The organism is Rhodococcoides kyotonense (genome assembly GCF_001645385.1).
GTDB lineage: Bacteria > Actinomycetota > Actinomycetes > Mycobacteriales > Mycobacteriaceae > Rhodococcoides > Rhodococcoides kyotonensis_B.
The window spans coordinates 197572-218494 of sequence record NZ_LVHI01000012.1; the positions used below are offsets into that span (position 1 = coordinate 197572).

Consider the following 20923-nt stretch of genomic DNA (forward strand, 5'->3'; position numbering starts at 1 on the left):
GTCGCCGAGGACTCTATGCGGACCGGCAGCCGAGCGGTGACTCAACCGATACGAATGGGATCGATCTGCACGCGGACCGCCTCGGTGTTCTTCCGCGCGCTCCGAACCGCCTGAGCGTCGGCGAGCGCGTGCGCCAGCGCTCCCCCGGCGGCACGCGGGACCCGCAACAACAGCCGTTGCACGTCTCCTGGCATCCTGTCCTCGCCGCCGCCCGCAGGCAGCCGTTGCCCCTCGGGAAGGTCCACCGGCCCGAGAACCTCTGTCCCCTCGGGCAATTCGGCCGTCTCGACGAGAGCCATGATCGCGGCGGTCGTGCCATCGACGGCCGCGACATGGACAGCAGGCGGGAAGCGCACCTCGGCGCGCTCGTCGAGTTGACTTCGCGCGTGCCCTACTGGATCCCACCGGACCAGAGCCTGAACCGTCGGAATCTCGGATTCCGCGACGACCACGACGCGGCCGCCCTCGGCTCCCGGACGTACGAGGGCAGCTGCCGTCATCCAGCGTCGCAGCGCTTCCTCGGCCGCACGCAGGTCGGCTCGGCCGAGCAGCGCCCATCCGTCGAGAAGCAGCGCAGCACCGTACCCGCCCGGAGCCCACGGCTCGGCGCCGACCGTCGAGATGACAAGCGACGCACCGGGTTCGACGGTGTCCAGAACTGCCGGGCCCCCCGATGTTCGCACCGTGACGCCGGGGAATGCGCGTCCCAGTTCCTCGGCGGTGCGGTGCGCTCCGACGACGACTGCGCGGAGCGCGCGCGAGCCGCACACGGTGCAGCGATGATTGGTGTCGGCGATGCCACACCACGTGCACGTGGGGCTCGCGGCCCCGTCGGCTCCTGGCGCCGACGGTAGTGCCAACGGGCCGTTGCATCGGCGGCATCGCGCTGGGGTCCGGCATTTTCCGCACGCGAGAGACGGGATGTAGCCGCCGCGCGGTACCTGCACCAGCACCGGTAGGTCGTTCTTCACCGCTGTTCGCGCAGCGTCGAAGGCAATCGCCGGCAGCCTCGCAGCGCGGGCTCCCGGATCGCGGGCCAGCGCATGATCGCTGTCGGCCAACGCGACGACGTGAGGCTGCCGGGCGCGGACCACGTCTCGTGGCGCCACGAGATCGTGGGCCCATCCCGAGTCGACGAGCGCTTCGGCCTCTGCGGTGCGTGCGTGTCCGGCGAGGACCACGCCGCATCCGGTCTCGAACGCTCGCAGCAACGCGACTTCACGGGCGTGCGGATACGGCGAACGCGGCTCGGCGTATCCGTCGTCACCGTCGTCCCACAGCACGACGAGACCGAGATTCGCGGCGGGTGCGAAAACGGCACTGCGGGTACCGACCACGATCGACACGTCTCGACGCAGCACGCCGAGCCATCTCCGGTATCGCTTGGCCGGACCGAGCCCGGCGGAGAGCGCAGCCACGACGTCCGGGCCCGCTGCCGCTTCACACGCGGCCGCGACCCGATCCAGGTCGCGTTGATCGGGCACCACGATGACGGCGCTGCGGCCCACGGCGACACACGTTGCCGCGAGCTCGGCGAGCCGACGCGCCCACTCCTCGCCCGGAAGGGCCTGCCAGACGGCCCGTGGATTGCGGCCGGCGCGGAGTGCATCGAGAAACGCGGACCCGTGGGTATAGCTGCTCCACGCTCGTTCGTCGACCACGGGTTCTGGAACGTCCGGTTTTTCGGGCGGATCCTCGGACTCGACCTTGGCGTGACGCGGCGGAACCGCCAGCCGGAGAACGTCGGCACGCGTTCCCGCGTAGCGATGCGCGACGGCCGACACCAGCCGGCTGACCTCCGGCGTCAGAACCTGCTCGTCGGACACGACGCGGTCGAGCCACCCCAGCTTGCCGGTGTGCTCGGTGGTCGCCACGCGTTCGACGACGAAACCGTCGACGAGTCGACCCGCGAAGCGGATGCGGACACGAACGCCGACCTTCGCGTCGTCGGCGAATTCGGCGGGGACGAGATAGTCGAACTCGCGATCGAGGTGCGGTAACGGCAAGAGCGGCAGAACCCGAGCTATGGGGAGCTCGGGTGCTGCCGCTCGCGCTGTGCTGCTCAGAGACCCGCTGCCGCGCGCAGCTTCTCCGCGCGGTCGGTCGACTCCCACGGCAACGCGATGTCGGTACGACCGAAATGACCGTAGGCGGCGGTCGGCGCGTAGATCGGGCGGAGGAGGTCGAGATCGCGAATGATCGCGCCCGGACGCAGGTCGAAGACTTCGTTGATCGCCGACTGGATGCGCGCCGGGTCGGTCTTCTCGGTACCGAAGGTCTCGACGAACAGACCGACGGGGGCTGCCTTGCCGATGGCGTAGGCGACCTGGACCTCGATGCGGTCGGCCAGACCTGCGGCGACGGCGTTCTTGGCGACCCAGCGCATCGCGTACGCGGCGCTCCGGTCGACCTTCGACGGATCCTTGCCCGAGAACGCGCCACCACCGTGGCGCGCCATTCCGCCGTAGGTGTCGACGATGATCTTGCGGCCGGTCAGACCTGCGTCGCCCATCGGTCCACCGAGCACGAACTTGCCGGTGGGGTTGACGAGCAGACGAATGTTGGACGTGTCCAGCGTGGGCACGTTCAGTTCTTCGAGTACCGAGCCGAGAACCTTCTCGCGGATGTCGGGCGTCAGCAGGTTGTCGAGGTCGATGTCGGCGGCGTGCTGCGTCGACACCACGACCGTGTCGAGGCGCACCGCGTCGTCCCCGTCGTACTCGATGGTGACCTGGGTCTTGCCGTCCGGACGCAGGTACGGAAGCACACCCGACTTACGAACCTCGGTGAGACGACGCGACAGCCGGTGTGCGAGCGCGATGGGCAGCGGCATCAACTCGGGGGTGTCGGTGTTGGCGTAGCCGAACATCAGACCCTGATCGCCTGCGCCCTGCCGGTCGATCTCGTCGTCGGACAGGCCCTCGACGCGTGCCTCGTGGGAGTGATCGACGCCCTGCGCGATCTCCGGAGACTGCGCACCGATGGCGATGTTGACGCCACAGGAGTTGCCGTCGAAGCCCTTGGCGGACGAGTCGTAGCCGATCTCGAGCACCTTGTCGCGCACGATCTTCGGAATGTCGGCGTAGGCGGTGGTGTTGACCTCGCCCGCGACGTGAACCTGGCCGGTCGTGACGAGCGTCTCCACCGCCACGCGCGCACGCGGATCCTCCGCGAGGAGCGCGTCGAGAATCGAATCGCTGATGGCGTCGCAGATCTTGTCTGGGTGACCCTCGGTCACGGACTCACTGGTGAAGAGCCGACTGCCGGACTTGCTCACGGATTTCCTCTCGACGTGTTTCCCGGCCGATCGGAGCCGCTGCTCCGGTCGGCACTTCCATTGTCTACGGTCACGCTGTTACTGCAGGTAAGCACACATGGGCGTTCTGGCACACCGACACTAGTCGCGTCGATGTCGCCCGTGCACCCTTGAAATCACCCGAGATCCGAATGTGAAACATCGGACAGCACGGAGACCACCGCGTCGACGACGCGACTGGCGAGCAGCGCCTTCGACCCGGCACCGAGAGCGGCTTCCGATCCGTCCGATCCGAGGAGCCATCCGTCGTTGTGATCCACCTCGAACGCCTTGCCGTCGCCGACCGCGTTGACGACGAGCAAATCGCAACCTTTGCGTTCGAGCTTCGCGCGTGCGTAGGTCAGGACGTCGCCGTGCTCGTCACCGGTCTCGGCGGCGAAACCGACGATGACCGTGGCTTTGTCGATATCCCCGTTCCGACGCGCGTCGACGAGACCGGCGAGGATGTCGTCGTTGCGGACGAGCGGGATCGAGTCGGGCTCGTGGGCGCCCTTCTTGATCTTGCTCGTCGCGATACTGGACGGGCGGAAGTCCGCGACGGCCGCAGCCATGACGATGGCGTCGGCGTCGGCCGAGTACTGCGTCACCGCGTCCCGCATCTCGTGCGCGGTCTTGACGTGAACGACGTCGACGGCGGCCGGATCCGGAAGATTCGCGGTGAAGCCGGCGATCAACGTCACACGCGCACCGCGCTGCGCCGCGACGCGGGCGATGGCGTAGCCCTGTTTGCCGGAGCTGCGATTGCCCAGGAACCGAACCGGATCGAGCGGTTCGCGGGTGCCGCCTGCTGTCACGACGACGCGGCGGCCGGTGAGATCGTGCGGAAGCGAATCGGTGCGCTCTGCCGACAGCATCGCGAGCGCGTGGATCTCGTCGGGCTCGGGAAGCCGTCCCGCGCCGGTGTCGCGGCCGGTCAGCCGCCCCGAAGCGGGTTCGATGACCGTGACGCCCCGACTGCGCAGAGTGGCGACGTTGGCGACCGTCGCCGGGTGCTCCCACATCTCGGTGTGCATCGCAGGCGCGACGACGACGGGACATCTCGCCGTCAACAACGTGGCGGTCAGAAGATCGTCGGCCCGGCCGCCTGCCATCCGAGCGATCAGATCGGCGGTCGCAGGCGCGACGACGACCAGGTCCGCCTCTTGCCCGAGGCGCACGTGAGGCACCTCGGGAACGTCGGCGAACACTCCGGTGTGGACCGGGTTGCCCGACAACGCCTCGAATGTTGCGCGGCCGACGAACTCGAGCGCGGATTCGGTCGGGATGACGCGGACGTGGTCACCGTTCTCGGTGAACCTTCGAATGAGGGAACAGCTCTTGTAGGCGGCGATACCTCCGCCTACACCGACGACTACGCGCAACTTGGCTGATTCCTTGTTCGGTTCTTATTCGCCTTCGGAGTGCTCGAGGAGATCGGAGTGGATCTCGCGAAGCGCGATGGACAGCGGCTTCTCCTGCAGGCCCGGCTCGACGAGCGGGCCGACGTACTCGAGGATGCCGTCGCCGAGCTGGTTGTAGTAGTCGTTGATCTGACGCGCGCGCTTGGCTGCGTAGATGACCAGCGCGTACTTCGACGACGTGCGCGCGAGGAGCTCGTCGATCGGAGGGTTGGTGATCCCGAGCGGCGTGTCGTAAGCCGGGAGTGCGCTACGCGCGTCGAAGTCGGAACCGGCCACTGAAGTGCTGCTCACTATGGAATCTCCCTGAATAGCGTCGATGCTGCATACGTACTGAACTGCGAAAAGGTTGTTCGTGCTCGTGAACCTCGGAGGCCGAGAACCTCAGGAAGGGCCGACCGACGAGCTACCGACCAACAAGGATACCAACTCTTCGCACGAATGGTCGACATCGGTATTGACGATGACCGTGTCGAACTCGTCCTGCGCGGCCAGTTCGACCTTGGCGGTCTCCAGTCGGCGTGCGGTGGCCGCCGATTCCTCGGTCGCCCGCGACGTGAGTCGGTGAACGAGGTCGTCCCACGTCGGCGGTGCCATGAACACCAGCTGCGCCTCGGGCTTCGACACCCGTACCGCTCGCGCGCCGGCGAGGTCGAGCTCCAGAAGCACCGGTTTCCCCTGCTCGAGCGCCTCTTCGACCGGCGCGGCCGGGGTGCCGGACCGATGCAGGCCACCGTGGACGCTGGCCCATTCGAGCAGCTCCCCTGCCTCGATCATGCGATCGAACTCCGCGGCGGTGACGAAGTGGTAGTCCTCACCGTCGATCTCACCCGGACGTGGGTCGCGCGTGGTGACGGACACGCTGAACCACAGTTCGGGCAGTACGCGTCGAACGACGCGGACGACACTGGACTTACCGACGCCGGAGGGACCGGCCAAAACGATGAGCCGGCCCCTCCGGGGCGATGACGCGTCACGATCGGACACGTGCGCTACCTCCGCTTGTACGTGCACTCAGGCGTCGAAATCGAACTTGGTCAGCAGTGCCTTGCGCTGGCGATCGCCGAGGCCACGGAGACGACGCGTCGGCGCGATCTCCAGCTCGGTCATCAGCTCCTGCGCCTTGACCTTGCCCACCTTCGGCAATGCCTCGAGAAGTGCCGATACCTTCATCTTGCCGAGGATCTCGTCGGTCTCGGCGTCTTTGAGCACCTGCTTCAGATCGGTGCCGCCTCGCTTGAGGCGCTCTTTGAGCTCGGCCCTGACTTTACGGGCGGCAGCCGCCTTCTCCAGAGCAGCGGCACGCTGCTCTGCGGTCAACTGGGGAAGCGCCACGTTTCCTCCGTCTCATCGTGGGGTGGACAGTGCACGGAATGGCGGGTCGCGCACGTCGCTGCTGCGCAACTCGTGGTCACCAGCAACATCAGCGACGTTACCGACGCGCGACCCGCATGGCGAACTTGCCCCCGGAGCTGACGGGGTCGCAACCATGGTCTATGCGAGGCCCGCTTCTACTTCGTCGCGGAGGGTGGTGGCGGCATCGCGAAGAGCGGTGACCGACGGCCCTGCCGCGAGCACGCCGCGAGACGAGTTGGGCAGCAGAAGCTCTCGGGAACCCGCGAAGATCTGGGCGAGATCGTCGACACCCGCGCCCTGAGCGCCGAGCCCGGGAGCGAGGATCGGGCCGGTGAAGTCGCTGAGATCCAGACCGTGATCACGCGTTGCGCCGACGACGAGACCGGCCGTGGCGCGTCCGTCCCGGTCGATGTCGGCAGCCCCGTCGACGATGGACTGCGCGACCGACCGATGGGACGCCGTCGCGGTCTGCAGGTCCGCCCCCTCGGCGTTGGACGTTCGCGCGAGGACGAACACTCCTCGACCGTTTCGCGCGGCCAGGTCGAACGTCTCGCGCAGCGAATCGAACCCCAGGTACGGGGAGACGGTGACCGCGTCGGACGACAGCGGCGAGTCCTCCCCGAGCCACGTCTGCGCGTAGGCGCTCATCGTGCTCCCGATGTCGCCGCGCTTGGCGTCGGCGACGACGAGTGTGCCTGCGTCACGCAATACCGAGACGGTGCGTTCGAGCACGGCGTACCCCGCGCTGCCGTAGGCCTCGAAGAACGCGACCTGAGGCTTGACGACGGCGACCTCGCCGACGAACGCCTCGACGCACAGCTCGGCGAAGGTCTCCAACCCGTCGGCCGATCGGGGCAGACCCCAGGCGTCGAGCAGCGACGGGTGCGGATCGATGCCGACGCAGAGCCGGCCGCGCGCCGCCGTCGCAGCGCGCAGCCGATCCGCCCACGTCTTGCTCATGCCGTGACCGAGGCGCCCGCGATGGCCGCGTGCAGGTCCTGCAACGACCGCACTCCCACCCCACCGGCAATGGCGGCTTCGATGCCCTGCACTGCCGCCGACGCGCCCTGCACCGTCGTGATGCACGGAATGCTCTGTGCCACCGCGGCGCTGCGGATCTCGTAGCCGTCGACGCGCGGTCCCGAGTTGCCGTACGGGGTGTTGATCACCATCGCGACGTCCCCGGCGAGGATGCGGTCGACGATCGTCGACTCCCCTGCAGGTACGTCCTCACCGGACTGCTTGTAGACCTGCTGGCACTCGACGCCGTTGCGACGCAGCACCTCTGCGGTGCCCTCGGTCGCGAGGATCGTGAAGCCCAGGTCGGCGAGACGCTTGACCGGGAAGATCAGCGACCGCTTGTCCTTGTTGGCGACCGATACGAACACCGAGCCCGACGTCGGCAGCGAACCGTATGCCGCCGTCTGGCTCTTGGAGAAGGCGGTACCGAAGTCCGCGTCGATACCCATGACCTCGCCCGTCGACTTCATCTCCGGGCTCAGCAGCGTGTCGACGCCCGTGCCGTCGGCGCGACGGAATCGGTTGAACGGCAGGACCGCTTCCTTGACGGCGATCGGCGCGTCCAGCGGGGTCGTCCCGCCGTCGCCCTCGGCAGGCAGGATGCCTTCGGCCCGCAGGTCGGCGATCGACTCACCGAGCATGACGCGCGCACACGCCTTGGCCAGCTGCACGGCCGTGGCCTTGGACACGAACGGAACCGTCCGGCTCGCACGCGGATTCGCTTCGAGGACGTACAGAATGTCGTCCTTGAGCGCGTACTGGACGTTGAGCAGTCCCTTCACGCCGATGCCCTTGGCGAGCAGCTCGGTGGACCGTCGCACGTTCTCGATGTCGGCCTTGCCCAACGTGATCGGCGGCAGCGCACACGCCGAGTCGCCGGAGTGGATACCGGCTTCCTCGATGTGTTCCATGACGCCACCGAGGTAGACCTCGGTTCCGTCGCACAGTGCGTCGACGTCGATCTCCACCGCGTCTTCGAGGAAGCGGTCGACGAGAACCGGACGGTCGTGCGAGATCTCGGTCGCACGCGAGATGTAGTCGGCGAGCGATGCCTCGTCGTAGACGATCTCCATGCCGCGGCCGCCGAGCACGTACGACGGACGCACGAGGACGGGATAGCCGATACCGCCCGCGATCTCGCGAGCGCCGTCGAACGTCGTCGCGGTTCCGAACTTCGGAGCAGGCAGGCCCGCCTCGGTGAGGACACGACCGAACTCGCCGCGATCCTCGGCCAGGTCGATCGCCTCGGGGCTGGTTCCGACGATGGGAACACCCGCAGCCTTCAGGCGCTTCGCCAGTCCCAGCGGCGTCTGGCCACCGAGCTGCACGATGACACCTGCCACGGTGCCGGACTGCGATTCGGCTCGATATACCTCGAGCACGTCCTCGAACGTCAGCGGCTCGAAGTACAGGCGGTCGGCGGTGTCGTAGTCGGTCGACACGGTCTCCGGGTTGCAGTTGACCATGACGGTCTCGTAGCCGGCCTGCGACAGCGTCTGCGCCGCGTGCACACACGAGTAGTCGAACTCGATGCCCTGGCCGATGCGGTTCGGGCCCGAACCGAGGATGAGCACCTTCTGACGCTCGCGCTGTTCGGCGACCTCGGACTCGGCGTTCGGATCGAGCTCGTAGGTGCCGTAGTGGTACGGCGTCTTGGCCTCGAACTCGGCTGCGCAGGTGTCGACCGTCTTGTAGACGGGGTGGACACCCAGCTCGACGCGCAAGGCGCGAACACCGTCTTCACCGCCGAGTTCCGGCCGCACCGCGGCGATCTGGCGGTCCGACAGGCCGTGGTACTTGGCCTGACGCAGGAGCGCCTCGTCGAACTTCTCGGCGGCACGCAGTTCGTGTCCGAGTTCGTGGATCTGCTGGAACTGGTCGAGGAACCACGGGTCGATCTTGGTGGCGTCGAACAGCTGCTCGAGGGTCGCGCCCAGTTCGAACGCCTTCTCGATGCCGTACATCCGGCCGTCCTTCGGGACCGACAGGTCCTTCAGCAACGACTCGAGGTTCACGGCCTCGACCTCGGGGCCGGTCCAGTAACCCGCTCGCTTCGTCTCGAGCGACCGCATGACCTTGCCGAACGCCTCGGCGAAGTTACGGCCGATCGACATAGCCTCGCCGACGGACTTCATCGTCGTCGTGAGCGTGCCGTCGGCGCCCGGGAACTTCTCGAACGCGAACCGCGGCGCCTTGACGACGACGTAGTCCAGCGTCGGCTCGAAGCACGCCGGGGTTTCCTTCGTGATGTCGTTGACGATCTCGTCGAGGGTGTAGCCGATGGCCAACTTGGCGGCCATCTTCGCAATCGGATAGCCGGTGGCCTTCGACGCCAGTGCCGACGACCGCGAGACACGCGGGTTCATCTCGATGACGACGAGGCGGCCGTCCGTCGGGTCCATCGCGAACTGGATGTTGCAACCACCGGTGTCGACGCCCACCTCGCGGAGGATGTCGATCGAGAGGTCGCGCATCTTCTGGTATTCGCGGTCGGTCAGCGTCATCGCCGGGGCGACGGTGACCGAGTCGCCGGTGTGCACACCGACCGGGTCGACGTTCTCGATGGAGCAGACGATGACCACGTTGTCGCGGCCGTCGCGCATGAGCTCGAGCTCGTATTCCTTCCAGCCGAGGATGGACTCCTCGATGAGCACGTTCGCGGTCGGCGACGCGGCGAGCCCGCCTCCGGCGATGCGCGTGAGGTCGGCGTCGTCGTAGGCCATGCCCGAGCCCAAGCCGCCCATCGTGAACGACGGCCGCACGACGACCGGGAAGCCCAGCTCGGCGACGGTCTCACGCACCTCGTCCATCGTGTAGCAGACGCGAGAGCGCGCGCTCTCCCCTCCGACCTTGGACACGATGTCCTTGAACTTCTGACGGTCCTCGCCACGCTGGATGGCGTCGAAGTCCGCGCCGATGAGCTCGACGTCGTACTTCTCGAGGATCCCCTGCTCGTGCAGCGCGACGGCGGCGTTGAGCGCGGTCTGGCCACCGAGGGTTGCGAGAACGGCGTCGATCGGATGTCCCTGCTCGGCCTCGCGAGCGAAGATCTTCTCGATGAAGTCGGCGGTGATCGGCTCGACGTAGGTGGCGTCGGCGAACTCCGGGTCGGTCATGATGGTGGCCGGGTTCGAGTTCACGAGGCTGACGCGCAGGCCCTCCTCGCGAAGTACCCGGCACGCCTGAGTGCCGGAATAGTCGAACTCACAGGCCTGTCCGATGACGATCGGTCCCGAACCGATGACCAGGACGTGTCCCAGATCGCTGCGGCGTGGCATTACTTGTCAACTCCCTCGAGCACTGATGTGAACCGATCGAAGAGGTACGCGGCGTCGTGTGGGCCCGCCGCGGCCTCGGGGTGGTACTGAACCGAGAACGCGCGTCCACTCAGCAGTTCGACGCCTTCGACGGTGCCGTCGTTGGCGCACGTGTGGCTGATCCGGGCGCGGCCGAAGTCGGTGTCGAACTCCTCGCCTGCTTCGCCTTCGAGCGCGAAGCCGTGGTTCTGCGCGGTGATGGCGATGCGTCCGGTGGTGTGCTCGACGACGGGGATGTTCATGCCGCGGTGGCCGAACTTCATCTTGTACGTCGAGCGTCCGAGCGCGCGGCCGAAGATCTGGTTTCCGAAGCAGATGCCGAACAACGGCAGTCCGCGTCCGAGAACCTCGCGGGTCAGCGCGACGTTGGCGTCGGCAGTCGCTGGGTCGCCCGGTCCGTTGGACAGAAAGACGCCGTCGGGATTCAGCTCCAGAATCTGGTCCATGGTGGCTGCCGACGGAACCACGTGCACACGGATGCCGCGCTGGGCGAACATACGCGGTGTGTTCGTCTTGATGCCGAGATCGACTGCGGCGACGGTGAATCGGGCGTCGCCGCCTTCGGGCTCGATCACGTAGCCGGTGTCGGTGGTGACCTCACCGGCCAGGTCGGCACCGAGCATCGACGGCTGACCGACGACCTGCTCGAGCATCTCCGTCTCCGTGCCGAGTGCGTCACCGGAGAAGACGCCCGCGCGCATCGAACCGCGGGTGCGCAGGTGGCGTACGAGAGCGCGCGTGTCGATGCCGGCGATGCCGACGACGTTCTGCGCCTCGAGCTGTTCCTGCAGCGATCCGGTCGATCGCCAGCTCGACGTGCGTCGTGCCGGGTCACGGACGACGTAGCCTGCGACCCAGATCTTGTTGGGATCCTGGGCGCTCGCGGCTTCGCCGTCTTCCTGGTTCCAGCCCGTGTTGCCGATCTGCGGCGCCGTCGCGACGACGATCTGACGGTGGTAGCTGGGGTCGGTCAAGGTTTCCTGGTATCCGGTCATACCGGTGCAGAAGACGGCTTCGCCGAGAGTCCGTCCGGTGGCGCCGAAGGTGGTGCCACGGAACGTCCGGCCGTCCTCCAGAACAAGAACTGCGCTGCTCACGCGGGTGTCTCCTTCGAGTCGTTCGTGCCTGTGTTCGGATGTGTGTCGACCCACGTGGGGTAGACGAGCTTGTCGTCGGCTCGAAAGCCGGTGTCGATCTCGGTGCCGGTCGGCAGGGTCCAGCGGATGACCAGCAGGCCGTCCTTGCTCATGACCTTGCCCGCCAACGCACGATCGGTTCTGATCCCGCGAATGGACTCCTGCGGAATCCAGATGGTGGACTCCCCTGTTCGCTCGAGCAGGATGCCCTTCTCGTACCGCGACAGTTCCGCCGTCGCGCGGTGGCCGATGTCGCCGACGGCGATGCGGTCCTGCCAGTTCGGCGCGATCGTGCTGCCGACGTACAGGCCGGTCGCAGCGGCGATCGACGGTGCCCCGAGATCGGCGGGCACGGGAGGGAACACCCCGATCCGGTCCGCCTGACGCTTCTGCCGGCCACGCCAGCCCCAGAAGATCAATCCGATCATCGCCAGCCAGAAGACGACGAACGCGACGACGATGACCACTCTGTCCACGGCTATGCCTCCGTCGCGACGCGAACGGCGCCGCCCAGGGCAGTGATCCGTCCGCGCAGCAGCGTCGTGGTGACTCTGGCCGAGAACGCCATCTGCTCGAACGGCGTGTTCTCGGAGATACTGGCGAACTTCCTGCCCTCGACCGTCCACGATGCGTCCGGGTCGACGAGCGTCAGGTTCGCGATCTCTCCGACCTCGATCGGACGCCCCTGGTCGGCGAGTCCGACGATCTCCGCCGGACGCTCGCTCATGACGCGGGCCACGCCACGCCAATCGAGCAGACCGGGCTCGACCATCGTCTGCGCGACGATCGCGAGGGCGGTCTCCAGACCGAGCATGCCCGGACGCGCCTGCGAGAACTCACAGCACTTGTCCTGCTCGGCGTGTGGCGCGTGATCGGTCGCGACGCAGTCGACCGTGCCGTCGGCGAGGCCCGTGCGCAGCGCCGCGACGTCGGACGCCTCGCGCAGCGGCGGGTTCACCTTGTTGACGGCGTCGTACGTCTCGAGGCGCGAATCGTCGAGCAGCAGGTGATGCGGCGTCACCTCGGCCGAGATCGAAATCCCTTGTGCGCGTGCCCACTTGAGCAGTTCGACGGTTCCCGCCGTCGACGCGTGACAGATGTGCACCTTCGCTCCGGCGTCGCGAGCGAGCAGAGCGTCACGGGCGACGATCGACTCCTCGGCGGCACGCGGCCAGCCGGCGAGACCCAAGCGAGCTGCCGTCGGCCCCTCGTGTGCGACGGCACCGACGGTCAGACGCGGCTCCTCGGCGTGCTGCGCGATGAGCACCCCGAGCGAGCTCGAGTATTCGAGCGCGCGACGCATGATCAGCGGGTCGTCGACGCATTTGCCGTCGTCGGAGAACATCTTGACCTTGCCGACGCCACTCGCCATCGTCGCCATCTCGGCGAGCTGCTTGCCCCCGAGACCGACCGTGACGGCACCGACCGGGTGCACGTCGACGAGTCCGACCTCCTGGCCGCGACGCCACACGTGATCGGTGATGACGACCGAGTCGGCGACGGGGTTGGTGTTGGCCATCGCGAACACCGCCGTGTAACCACCCAGTGCGGCTGCGGCAGAACCGGTTTCGATGGTCTCGGTGTCCTCGCGGCCGGGCTCGCGCAGGTGGGTGTGCAGGTCGACGAATCCGGGGAGCAGAATCTGCCCGCCCGCCTCGACGACCTCGGCATCACCTGCGTCGAGATCGGATCCGATGGCGGCGATCTGGCCGTCGTCGATCAGGACGTCGGTAGCGGGTTCCTCGCCGTAGATCAGAACGCCGCGCAGCAGAACACTCACAGCGCACCTCCGTCCGAGCCGACGAGCAATCGGAACAGCACCGCCATGCGCACGTGAACTCCGTTCGTAACCTGTTGCAGTACAGCAGTTCTGGGTGAATCGGCCACCGACGACGCGATCTCCATACCGCGCAGCATCGGTCCCGGGTGCAGCACGACGGCATGCTCCGGGAGAAGGTCCATCCGCTTCTGGGACAGCCCGTATGTGATCGAGTACTCCTTCGCCGACGGGAAGAATCCGCCGTTCATCCGTTCCGCCTGCACGCGCAGCATCAGCACGGCGTCGAGCGAGGGCAGTTCGGCATCGATGTCGTGCGACACGCGGACCGGCCAGCCGGAGACTCCGACGGGCAGTAGCGTCGGCGGCGCGATGAGAACCACCTCGGCGCCGAGCGTCGACAACAGAATCGCGTTCGATCGCGCGACGCGACTGTGCAGGATGTCGCCGACGATGCCGATGCGCCTGCCCTCGATGTCACCGAGACGTTGGCGCAGGGTCACGGCGTCGAGCAGCGCCTGCGTGGGGTGCTCGTGGGTTCCGTCACCTGCATTGATGATCGCGGGTCCCGCCCCGTCGCCCTGGCCCTTCGTCCACGCGGCGATCTGGTGTGCCGCACCCGATGCCGGGTGACGCACGATCAGCGCGTCCGCGCCCGCGGCACGCAGCGTCATCGCGGTGTCCCGCAACGACTCCCCCTTCGACACCGACGAGCTGCTGGCGCTGACGTTGATGACGTCGGCGCTCATCCACTTGCCTGCGACCTCGAACGACACACGGGTGCGGGTCGAGTTCTCGAAGAAGACGGTCATGACCGTACGGCCGCGGAGAGTCGGGAGCTTCTTGACCTCGCGGCCCAGCAGCGCCTGCTCGAACCGATCGGCCTCGTCGAGCAGCTCGGTCGCGGTCTCGCGGGTCAGATCGGCCACGGACAGCAGATGCTTCACTGCACTACACCTTTGTTTCCATCTGGGTCACTCCTGCGGGCTCCGCTCCCGGCTGAGATAGATACACCGTCCTGCCCGTCGTGCTCGGTCAGAGACACCGACACGTCCTCGGTCCGAGCCGTCGGCACGTTCTTTCCGACGTAGTCGGCGCGCAACGGGAGTTCGCGATGTCCGCGGTCGATGAGAACGGCCAGCTGAACGGCCCTGGGGCGACCGAGGTCACGCAGCGCGTCCAGCGCTGACCGCACTGTCCGGCCGGAAAACAGGACGTCGTCGACGAGAACCACGAGTGCGTCGTCGATTCCGCCCTCGGGGACGAGAGTCCGCTCCAGGGGGCGGTGCGGCTTGTTCCGCAGATCGTCGCGGTACAGCGTGATGTCGAGCGAGCCGAGCGGCGGGCGCACACCGCTGAAGACCTCGATGCGCTCGGCGAGGCGCTCGGCGAGCGTGGTGCCGCGCGTCGGAATGCCGAGGAGGACGACACGGGGGCCGTCCGCGGAATCCAGCGCGGTCTTCTCGATGATCTGATGCGCCATCCGGGCGATGGTCCGGCCCACATCCGCGGCGGACAGCAGCTCGCGGGAAGAACCAGGTCGATTGTCGGGAACGGAAGAACTTTCGGGCGCAGGCAAACTACGACCTCCTTCTCCGCCTCTCTGGACGGATCGTTAAAGGATGTCTGACGGTGACACAGCCTAGCAATCGCTCCTCCCCGCACGAGCGGCGGGGAGGAGCGATTCGAAAGATACTCAGGAGTCGGCGGGCTTGTCCTCGGCAGTACGCGAGGACACGGCCGCGGCTGCCGCTCGAACCTGAGGCGCCACGAGCACGATCTGGCCGAGAACGCCGTTGACGAACGACGGCGAATCGTCGGTGGACAGCTGCTTCGCGAGTTCGACGGCTTCGTCGACGGCCACGACCGGCGGCACATCCGTCGCGTGGAAGAGTTCCCACACCGCGACACGCAGAATCGCGCGGTCGACGGCCGGAAGCCGGTTCAGCGTCCAATCCGTCAGGTGGTCGGAGATCACACCGTCGAGACGATCGAGATTCTCGGCGACACCGACGACCAGCGTCTCGGTGTACTCGCTGACGGGCGCGATCGTATCGTCGCCGCGCGCCAACTCGATACGCTCCTTGGCCAGGTCCACCGGATCGGTGTCACGCGCCTCGGCCTCGAACAGGAAGTCCACGGCCCGCTTGCGAGCCTTGTGGCGCGCACCGAGCTTCTTCGGCTGCTCGGGCTGTTTCGATGCAAGACGTGCTTGGTTCTTCTTCGACGACACGTTAGGAGTTCACACGCCCGAGGTAGTTGCCGTCACGCGAGTCGACCTTCAGCTTGTCGCCGGTGTTGATGAACAACGGAACGGAGATCTCGGCGCCGGTCTCGAGGGTTGCAGGCTTGGTGCCGCCGGTGGAGCGGTCGCCCTGGAGACCGGGATCGGTGTGCTTGACCTCGAGCTCGACCGTGACGGGCAGCTCGACGTACAGCGGCGCGCCCTCGTGGGTCGCGACCTGAACCTGCATGTTCTCGAGCAGGAAGCGTGCGCCGTCGCCGACCGTCGCCTCGGAGATCGAGATCTGGTCGTAGGTGTCGCCGTCCATGAAGACGTAGTCGCTGCCGTCGTGGTACAGGTACGTCATGTCGCGACGATCGACCGTCGCGGTGTCGACCTTGACGCCTGCGTTGAACGTCTTGTCGACGACCTTGCCCGACAGCACGTTCTTCAGCTTCGTACGCACGAAAGCGGGGCCCTTGCCCGGCTTGACGTGCTGGAACTCGATGATCGACCACAGCTGGTTGTCGATGTTGAGAACGAGACCGTTCTTGAAATCGCTGGTAGAAGCCACTGGCTCTTACGTCTCCTCGTATTTCTCGCCTGCGCCGTGCGTCACACGAGAATCAGTTCTTTGCTGGTCATGGTGAGCAACTCGGGTCCGCCGTCGCGAACGACGAGTGTGTCTTCGATCCGGACGCCACCGCGCCCCGAGATGTACACACCCGGCTCGACGGTCACAGCTGCACCGCTCAGCAGTGTACCGGTGCTGGTGCGTGCAATTCCCGGCGCTTCGTGGATTTCGAGGCCGACACCGTGTCCGAGGCCGTGCAGGAACAGCTCCCCGTACCCGGCGTCCTCGATGACCGATCGTGATGCCGCGTCCACCGAAGCCGTGCTCACGCCGGGTGCCAGCGCCTCTCGGCCCGCGGCCTGAGACCGCAGCACGAGCTCGTAGATCTCCTTCTGCCACGCGTCGGGCTCCCCGATGACGACCGTGCGTGTCATGTCCGAGTGGTACCCGCCGACGAGCGCACCGAAGTCGAACTTCACGAAGTCACCCGTCGCGAGTACAGCCGCCGTGGGCCGATGGTGAGGCACGGCGGAATTCGCACCCGCTGCGACGATCGTCTCGAACGAGATGCCGTCGGCACCCGCGTCGAGCATCTGAGCTTCGAGCTCGCGCGCCACCTCGAGCTCGGTACGTCCGGCTCTGATTCCCCCGCGCTCGATCAGTAGCGCGAAGGCCTCGTCCGCGGCACGACACGCGTCGCGCAACAGCCCGATCTCGTGCTCGTCCTTGACCATGCGCAGATCCTCGACGAGGCCCGGACTGCGGACGAGCGTCGGAGCCGCGTCCAGAGCACTCCACGCGTCGTGCTGGTCGACCGTCACGACATGGCTTTCGAATCCCACGTTCCCGGACGGCGCCGCCCGGTCGTCGGTCAGCAACGCCGTCGCCGACGACCTGTCGATCGACGCACGAAGGTCGGGAACCTGGGCGGCGACCTGGGAGAGATACCGACCGTCGGTGCAGATGACGGTTCCGTCCTCGTTCCCGTCGGAATCGGCGGCGGACACCACGAGGGCGGCGTTGCTCCCGGTGAACCCGGTCAGGTACCGGATGTTGAGGAGATCGGTCACCAGGAGTGCGTCGAGGTTCTTCGCGTGCAGAGCGCGACGTAGCGCGGCTCGACGCGCTCCGAAGTCGGCTCGTTTCCGGTCTGCAGACATTCCTCCAACCTATCGTTCGACGCAGCTGCCACGGCCCATCGATGTCGTAGACCGTCACGAAATTCTGTGGGGCCGGACACACTTACCGGCGGGTAGGGATAGGCTGACCCCATGACTGGGTGGGTTGTGCGCGGAATCGGTATGGGTCTGATCAACGTGGGGGTGCGGATACTGCTGGGGGCAGCCGTCGCGCAGTGGCCGACGCACGGCTCGCAGCTGCGCTGGGTGGGCATGGCCGCCGTGCTGCTGGCGGTCGTCGTGTGGGCCGGAATCGACGGAATCCGCGACCGACATGCCAATCCCGATCCCGAATACGGCAAGGATCTGACGATGGTCTGGCTGAAGGCCGCGGTCGTCGGTGGTCTACTGGCAGGCCTTCTCGCGTGGCTGGTCGGATTCCTCGTCGAGTTCAGCGTCGGCCAGAATTCGCTGTTCTTCGAACTGACGTCGGGCGCCGCGTTCACGATCCTCGTCATCTTCATTCCAGCGACGATCGCCGTGTTCCTCGGACGCCTTCTCGCTTCGCGCGATGCGAAGAAGAAGCTCGCCGCGACCGACGCCGAGCGCGAGCAGCACCGCCGCGAACATCACACGGTCGGCGCGAACGCCTCGGGTCAGTCGGCTACCGGTCAGGCAGCGCCGTCGCAGTCGACGGCCGACCAAGCACGGTGGGCCGACGACTCGGCCGACACCGAAGTGTTCCCGGCCGTCGGTCCAGACCTGCAGAAAGATCAGGGCTCGAAGAAGAGCACCAGCTAGAGCAGAATTCCGGTGCTGGACGGGCCGGAGTCGTCCCGTGCGATGGCCGAGTAGGCCGCGACGAGAAGGCTCGGGTCCGGTCCTTCCAGTCGTCCCGGCTTGGCAAGGCCGTCGAGCACGACGAACCGCAGCATTCCGGCGCGATTCTTCTTGTCGGTCTGCATGCCCTTCAACAGATCACCGAACGCGTCCGCGTCGTACGTCGTCGGCAGCCCCACCGCCTCGAGGATGCTGCGGTGACGGTCGGCGGTGGCGTCGTCGAGACGGCCGGCCAGGCGACCCAGTTCGGCCGCGAAGACGAGACCGACGGCGACGGCAGCACCGTGACGCCAGCGGTAGCGCTCCCGGCGTTCGATGGCATGGCCGAGCGTGTGTCCGTAGTTCAGGATCTCGCGCAGACTCGATTCCTTGAGGTCGGCCGCGACGACGCGGGCCTTGACCTCGACGGAACGACGAATGAGTTCCGGCAGAACGGTCCCCTGAGGGTCGAGCGCGGCGTCCGGATCGGCTTCGATCAGATCGAGGATGGTCGGGTCGGCGATGAAACCGGTCTTGATGACCTCGGCCAGACCGGCCACGATCTCGTTGCGCGGAACGGTTTCGAGCGTCGCGAGGTCGACGAGGACTGCTGCGGGTTCGTGGAACGAGCCGACGAGGTTCTTGCCGGCCTCGGTGTTGATGCCCGTCTTGCCGCCGACCGCTGCGTCGACCATCGCCAGGAGCGTCGTCGGCACGTGCACGATCTTGACCCCGCGCATCCACGTCGCGGCGACGAAACCGGCGAGATCGGTGGCCGCGCCGCCGCCGAGGCTGACGACGGCGTCGCTGCGCGTCAGACCGATCCGGCCCAACACCTCCCAGCAGAACCCGGCGACCGCCAGTTCCTTGCCGTCCTCGGCATCCGGAATCTCGATGCGGTGAGCATCGATTCCCTTGGCCGCCAAGGCTTCTCGAACGGCTTCGGCAGTCTCCGCGAGCGGCGGCTGGTGAAAGATCGCGACGGTGGCCGTCCCGGCCAGTTCGCCGACCAGATCACCCAGCAGTCCCCTGCCGATGATCACCGGGTACGGCGCTGCGGTCTCGACCATGACGCGTACGGGCTCGGTCATTGTTCTCACCCTCCATCGAATCGGTTGGGTCGCCCCAGTGCGGGCGGTGTCGTGGCACCCGCGTGCTCGTGATGCGCTCTCAGTTTCGCGACGACCTGGGTGACGACACGTGCCGGACTGCGCCCGTCGGTGCGCACCCGGATGGTGGCTGCCGAACGGTACAGCGGCCGCCTCGTACGCATCAGGTTCTGGTACTTCGTACGCGGATCCGGGCCGGCCAGCAGCGGTCGAGCATTGTTGGCGCCCGTGCGGCGCAAGCCCTCGGCAACGCTGATCTCCAGATAGACCACGGTCTGCGACTCCAGCAGCGCGCGTGTGCGCTCGGAGAGGATCGAGCCCCCTCCCAACGACACGATGCCGCTGTGGGTCGCGATGGCGTCGGCGACCACCTGCTCCTCGATGACGCGGAACGCGGGTTCGCCGTCCTCGGCGAAGATGTCCGCGATGGTCCGTCCGGTCGTCCGTTCGATCGCGGCGTCGGTGTCGAGCAGTTCCAGTTCGAGCGCCTGAGCGACCCGACGCCCGATGGTCGACTTGCCGGCACCGGGCGGGCCGATCAACACCGCGTACGGAGTCATCGCGGCGGCCGGGCGGCAGAGCCCTTCACGTAGTGGTCGACGTTGCTCGCCGTCTCCGCGAGCGAGTCTCCCCCGAACTTCTCGAGCGCGGCCTGCGCGACGACGAGGGCAACCATCGTCTCGGCGACGACGCCGGCAGCAGGGACCGCGCAGACGTCGGACCGCTGGTGGATCGCGACGGCCTCGTCACCGGTCGACATGTCGACGGTGGCGAGCGCGCGCGGAACCGTCGAGATCGGCTTCATCGCAGCGCGCACCCGCAGCGCCTCGCCGTTGGTCATGCCACCTTCGATGCCGCCTGCGCGGTTGGTCGACCGCAGAACTCCGTCGGGGCCCGGCTTCATCTCGTCGTGCGCGGCGCTTCCACGCCTGCGGGCGGTCTCGAAACCGTCGCCCACCTCGACGCCCTTGATCGCCTGGATGCCCATGAGGGCGGCCGCGAGCCGTGCGTCGAGCCTGCGCTCGCCGCTCACGAACGACCCGAGTCCGACGGGCAGACCGTGCACGACGACCTCGACGACGCCGCCGAGGGTGTCACCGTCACGTTTGGCGGCCTCGATCTCGGCGATCATCGATGCCTCGGCCGCGGCGTCGAACGCGCGGACGGGACTGGCGTCGATCGCGTCCAAGTCGTCACCGGACGGCGCAGGGCCGACGTACGGCTCCGACGCGCCGATGGAGATGACGTGTGAGACGACGTCGACGCCGAACGCCTGCTTCAGGAATCGCCGTGCGACGGTTCCGATCGCGACGCGGGCTGCGGTCTCGCGCGCGCTCGCACGTTCGAGCACCGGGCGCGCGTCGTCGAAGCCGTACTTGAGCATGCCGGAGTAATCGGCGTGACCGGGACGGGGACGGGTCAGCGGACTGTTGCGGGCGAGGTCGGACAGCACCGACTGATCGACCGGGTCGGCCGACATGACCTGCTCCCACTTGGGCCACTCGGTGTTTCCGACCTCGATCGCGATGGGACCACCGAGGGTCAGGCCGTGCCGGACGCCGCCCGTGATGGTGACCTTGTCGGCCTCGAACTTCATGCGGGCACCACGCCCGTATCCGAGTCGTCGACGCGCCAACTGAGCAGCGATGTCGTCCGAGGTCACCTCGACACCCGCGACCATTCCTTCGAGGATGGACACGAGAGCGGGACCGTGAGATTCTCCAGCAGTAATCCAGCGCAGCACGCAGCTATCCTTCCAC

20 protein-coding genes are annotated in these 20923 nt (G+C 67.2%); 1 reads left to right on the forward strand and 19 read right to left on the reverse strand.

All coding sequences use genetic code 11. The features are described 5' to 3' along the window. Window positions 1-41 precede the first annotated feature (41 nt). From A3K89_RS08955 to A3K89_RS09030, 16 genes are all read right to left on the reverse strand, one after another. Window positions 42-2066, reverse strand: a complete 2025-nt coding sequence (locus A3K89_RS08955; protein WP_068425937.1) for a primosomal protein N' — start codon at window positions 2064-2066, stop codon at window positions 42-44. Further along, complete coding sequence (metK, locus tag A3K89_RS08960; RefSeq protein WP_068424300.1) at window positions 2063-3277, reverse strand: methionine adenosyltransferase; 1215 nt, start codon at window positions 3275-3277, stop codon at window positions 2063-2065. The genes A3K89_RS08955 and metK overlap by 4 nt, the downstream gene beginning before the upstream one ends. A gap of 155 nt (window positions 3278-3432) precedes the next feature. Then, window positions 3433-4677, reverse strand: coding sequence for a bifunctional phosphopantothenoylcysteine decarboxylase/phosphopantothenate--cysteine ligase CoaBC (gene coaBC, locus A3K89_RS08965; protein ID WP_068424302.1), 1245 nt, complete (start codon window positions 4675-4677; stop codon window positions 3433-3435). Window positions 4678-4701: 24 nt separating this feature from the next. Then, window positions 4702-5007 carry a DNA-directed RNA polymerase subunit omega gene (gene rpoZ, locus A3K89_RS08970; protein ID WP_068424304.1) on the reverse strand — a complete coding sequence of 102 codons (306 nt, stop codon included), beginning with the start codon at window positions 5005-5007 and terminating at the stop codon, window positions 4702-4704. Window positions 5008-5097: 90 nt separating this feature from the next. Continuing rightward, on the reverse strand, window positions 5098-5700 hold the full coding sequence (gmk, locus tag A3K89_RS08975; RefSeq protein WP_068425940.1) for a guanylate kinase: 603 nt from the start codon (window positions 5698-5700) through the stop codon (window positions 5098-5100). Between the two features lie 27 nt (window positions 5701-5727). Beyond that, on the reverse strand, window positions 5728-6048 hold the full coding sequence (gene mihF / locus A3K89_RS08980; protein WP_068424306.1) for an integration host factor, actinobacterial type: 321 nt from the start codon (window positions 6046-6048) through the stop codon (window positions 5728-5730). Window positions 6049-6207: 159 nt separating this feature from the next. Beyond that, window positions 6208-7029, reverse strand: a complete 822-nt coding sequence (gene pyrF / locus A3K89_RS08985) for an orotidine-5'-phosphate decarboxylase (RefSeq protein WP_068424308.1) — start codon at window positions 7027-7029, stop codon at window positions 6208-6210. Next, the gene (gene carB / locus A3K89_RS08990) at window positions 7026-10367 is read right to left on the reverse strand and encodes a carbamoyl-phosphate synthase large subunit (RefSeq protein WP_068424310.1); all 3342 of its coding nucleotides are present in this window, start codon (window positions 10365-10367) and stop codon (window positions 7026-7028) included. Before carB ends, pyrF begins: the two co-directional genes overlap by 4 nt. Further along, the gene (gene carA / locus A3K89_RS08995; protein ID WP_068424312.1) at window positions 10367-11503 is read right to left on the reverse strand and encodes a glutamine-hydrolyzing carbamoyl-phosphate synthase small subunit; all 1137 of its coding nucleotides are present in this window, start codon (window positions 11501-11503) and stop codon (window positions 10367-10369) included. The genes carB and carA overlap by 1 nt, the downstream gene beginning before the upstream one ends. After that, window positions 11500-12018, reverse strand: coding sequence for a PH-like domain-containing protein (locus A3K89_RS09000; RefSeq protein ID WP_068424313.1), 519 nt, complete (start codon window positions 12016-12018; stop codon window positions 11500-11502). The genes carA and A3K89_RS09000 overlap by 4 nt, the downstream gene beginning before the upstream one ends. A gap of 2 nt (window positions 12019-12020) precedes the next feature. After that, a complete protein-coding gene (locus A3K89_RS09005; RefSeq protein WP_068424314.1) occupies window positions 12021-13322 on the reverse strand; it encodes a dihydroorotase in 1302 nt (433 codons plus the stop codon). Next, window positions 13319-14266 (reverse strand): aspartate carbamoyltransferase catalytic subunit, encoded by a 948-nt coding sequence (locus A3K89_RS09010; protein WP_068424316.1) that lies wholly within the window; start codon window positions 14264-14266, stop codon window positions 13319-13321. The genes A3K89_RS09005 and A3K89_RS09010 overlap by 4 nt, the downstream gene beginning before the upstream one ends. Then, window positions 14263-14898, reverse strand: a complete 636-nt coding sequence (pyrR, locus tag A3K89_RS09015; protein WP_068424318.1) for a bifunctional pyr operon transcriptional regulator/uracil phosphoribosyltransferase PyrR — start codon at window positions 14896-14898, stop codon at window positions 14263-14265. Before pyrR ends, A3K89_RS09010 begins: the two co-directional genes overlap by 4 nt. A 117-nt stretch (window positions 14899-15015) precedes the next feature. Next, window positions 15016-15552, reverse strand: a complete 537-nt coding sequence (gene nusB / locus A3K89_RS09020; RefSeq protein ID WP_068424320.1) for a transcription antitermination factor NusB — start codon at window positions 15550-15552, stop codon at window positions 15016-15018. A gap of 1 nt (window position 15553) precedes the next feature. Beyond that, window positions 15554-16117, reverse strand: a complete 564-nt coding sequence (gene efp / locus A3K89_RS09025) for an elongation factor P (protein WP_068424322.1) — start codon at window positions 16115-16117, stop codon at window positions 15554-15556. A 41-nt stretch (window positions 16118-16158) separates the two neighbouring features. Continuing rightward, window positions 16159-17277, reverse strand: coding sequence for a M24 family metallopeptidase (locus tag A3K89_RS09030; protein ID WP_068424324.1), 1119 nt, complete (start codon window positions 17275-17277; stop codon window positions 16159-16161). Between the two features lie 111 nt (window positions 17278-17388). Between A3K89_RS09030 and A3K89_RS09035 the strand changes: the two genes are divergently transcribed. Further along, a complete protein-coding gene (locus A3K89_RS09035) occupies window positions 17389-18036 on the forward strand; it encodes a B-4DMT family transporter (protein ID WP_068424325.1) in 648 nt (215 codons plus the stop codon). Here the strand turns inward: A3K89_RS09035 and aroB are convergent. The 3 genes from aroB to aroC are packed head-to-tail and all read right to left on the reverse strand — an operon-like array spanning window position 18033 to window position 20907. Next, the gene (aroB, locus tag A3K89_RS09040) at window positions 18033-19145 is read right to left on the reverse strand and encodes a 3-dehydroquinate synthase (protein WP_068424326.1); all 1113 of its coding nucleotides are present in this window, start codon (window positions 19143-19145) and stop codon (window positions 18033-18035) included. The genes A3K89_RS09035 and aroB overlap by 4 nt on opposite strands. A 5-nt stretch (window positions 19146-19150) precedes the next feature. After that, window positions 19151-19723: a shikimate kinase gene (locus A3K89_RS09045; RefSeq protein ID WP_068424327.1), complete on the reverse strand. Its 573-nt coding sequence runs from the start codon at window positions 19721-19723 to the stop codon at window positions 19151-19153. Then, window positions 19720-20907 (reverse strand): chorismate synthase, encoded by a 1188-nt coding sequence (gene aroC, locus A3K89_RS09050; protein WP_068424329.1) that lies wholly within the window; start codon window positions 20905-20907, stop codon window positions 19720-19722. Before aroC ends, A3K89_RS09045 begins: the two co-directional genes overlap by 4 nt. Window positions 20908-20923 lie beyond the last annotated feature (16 nt).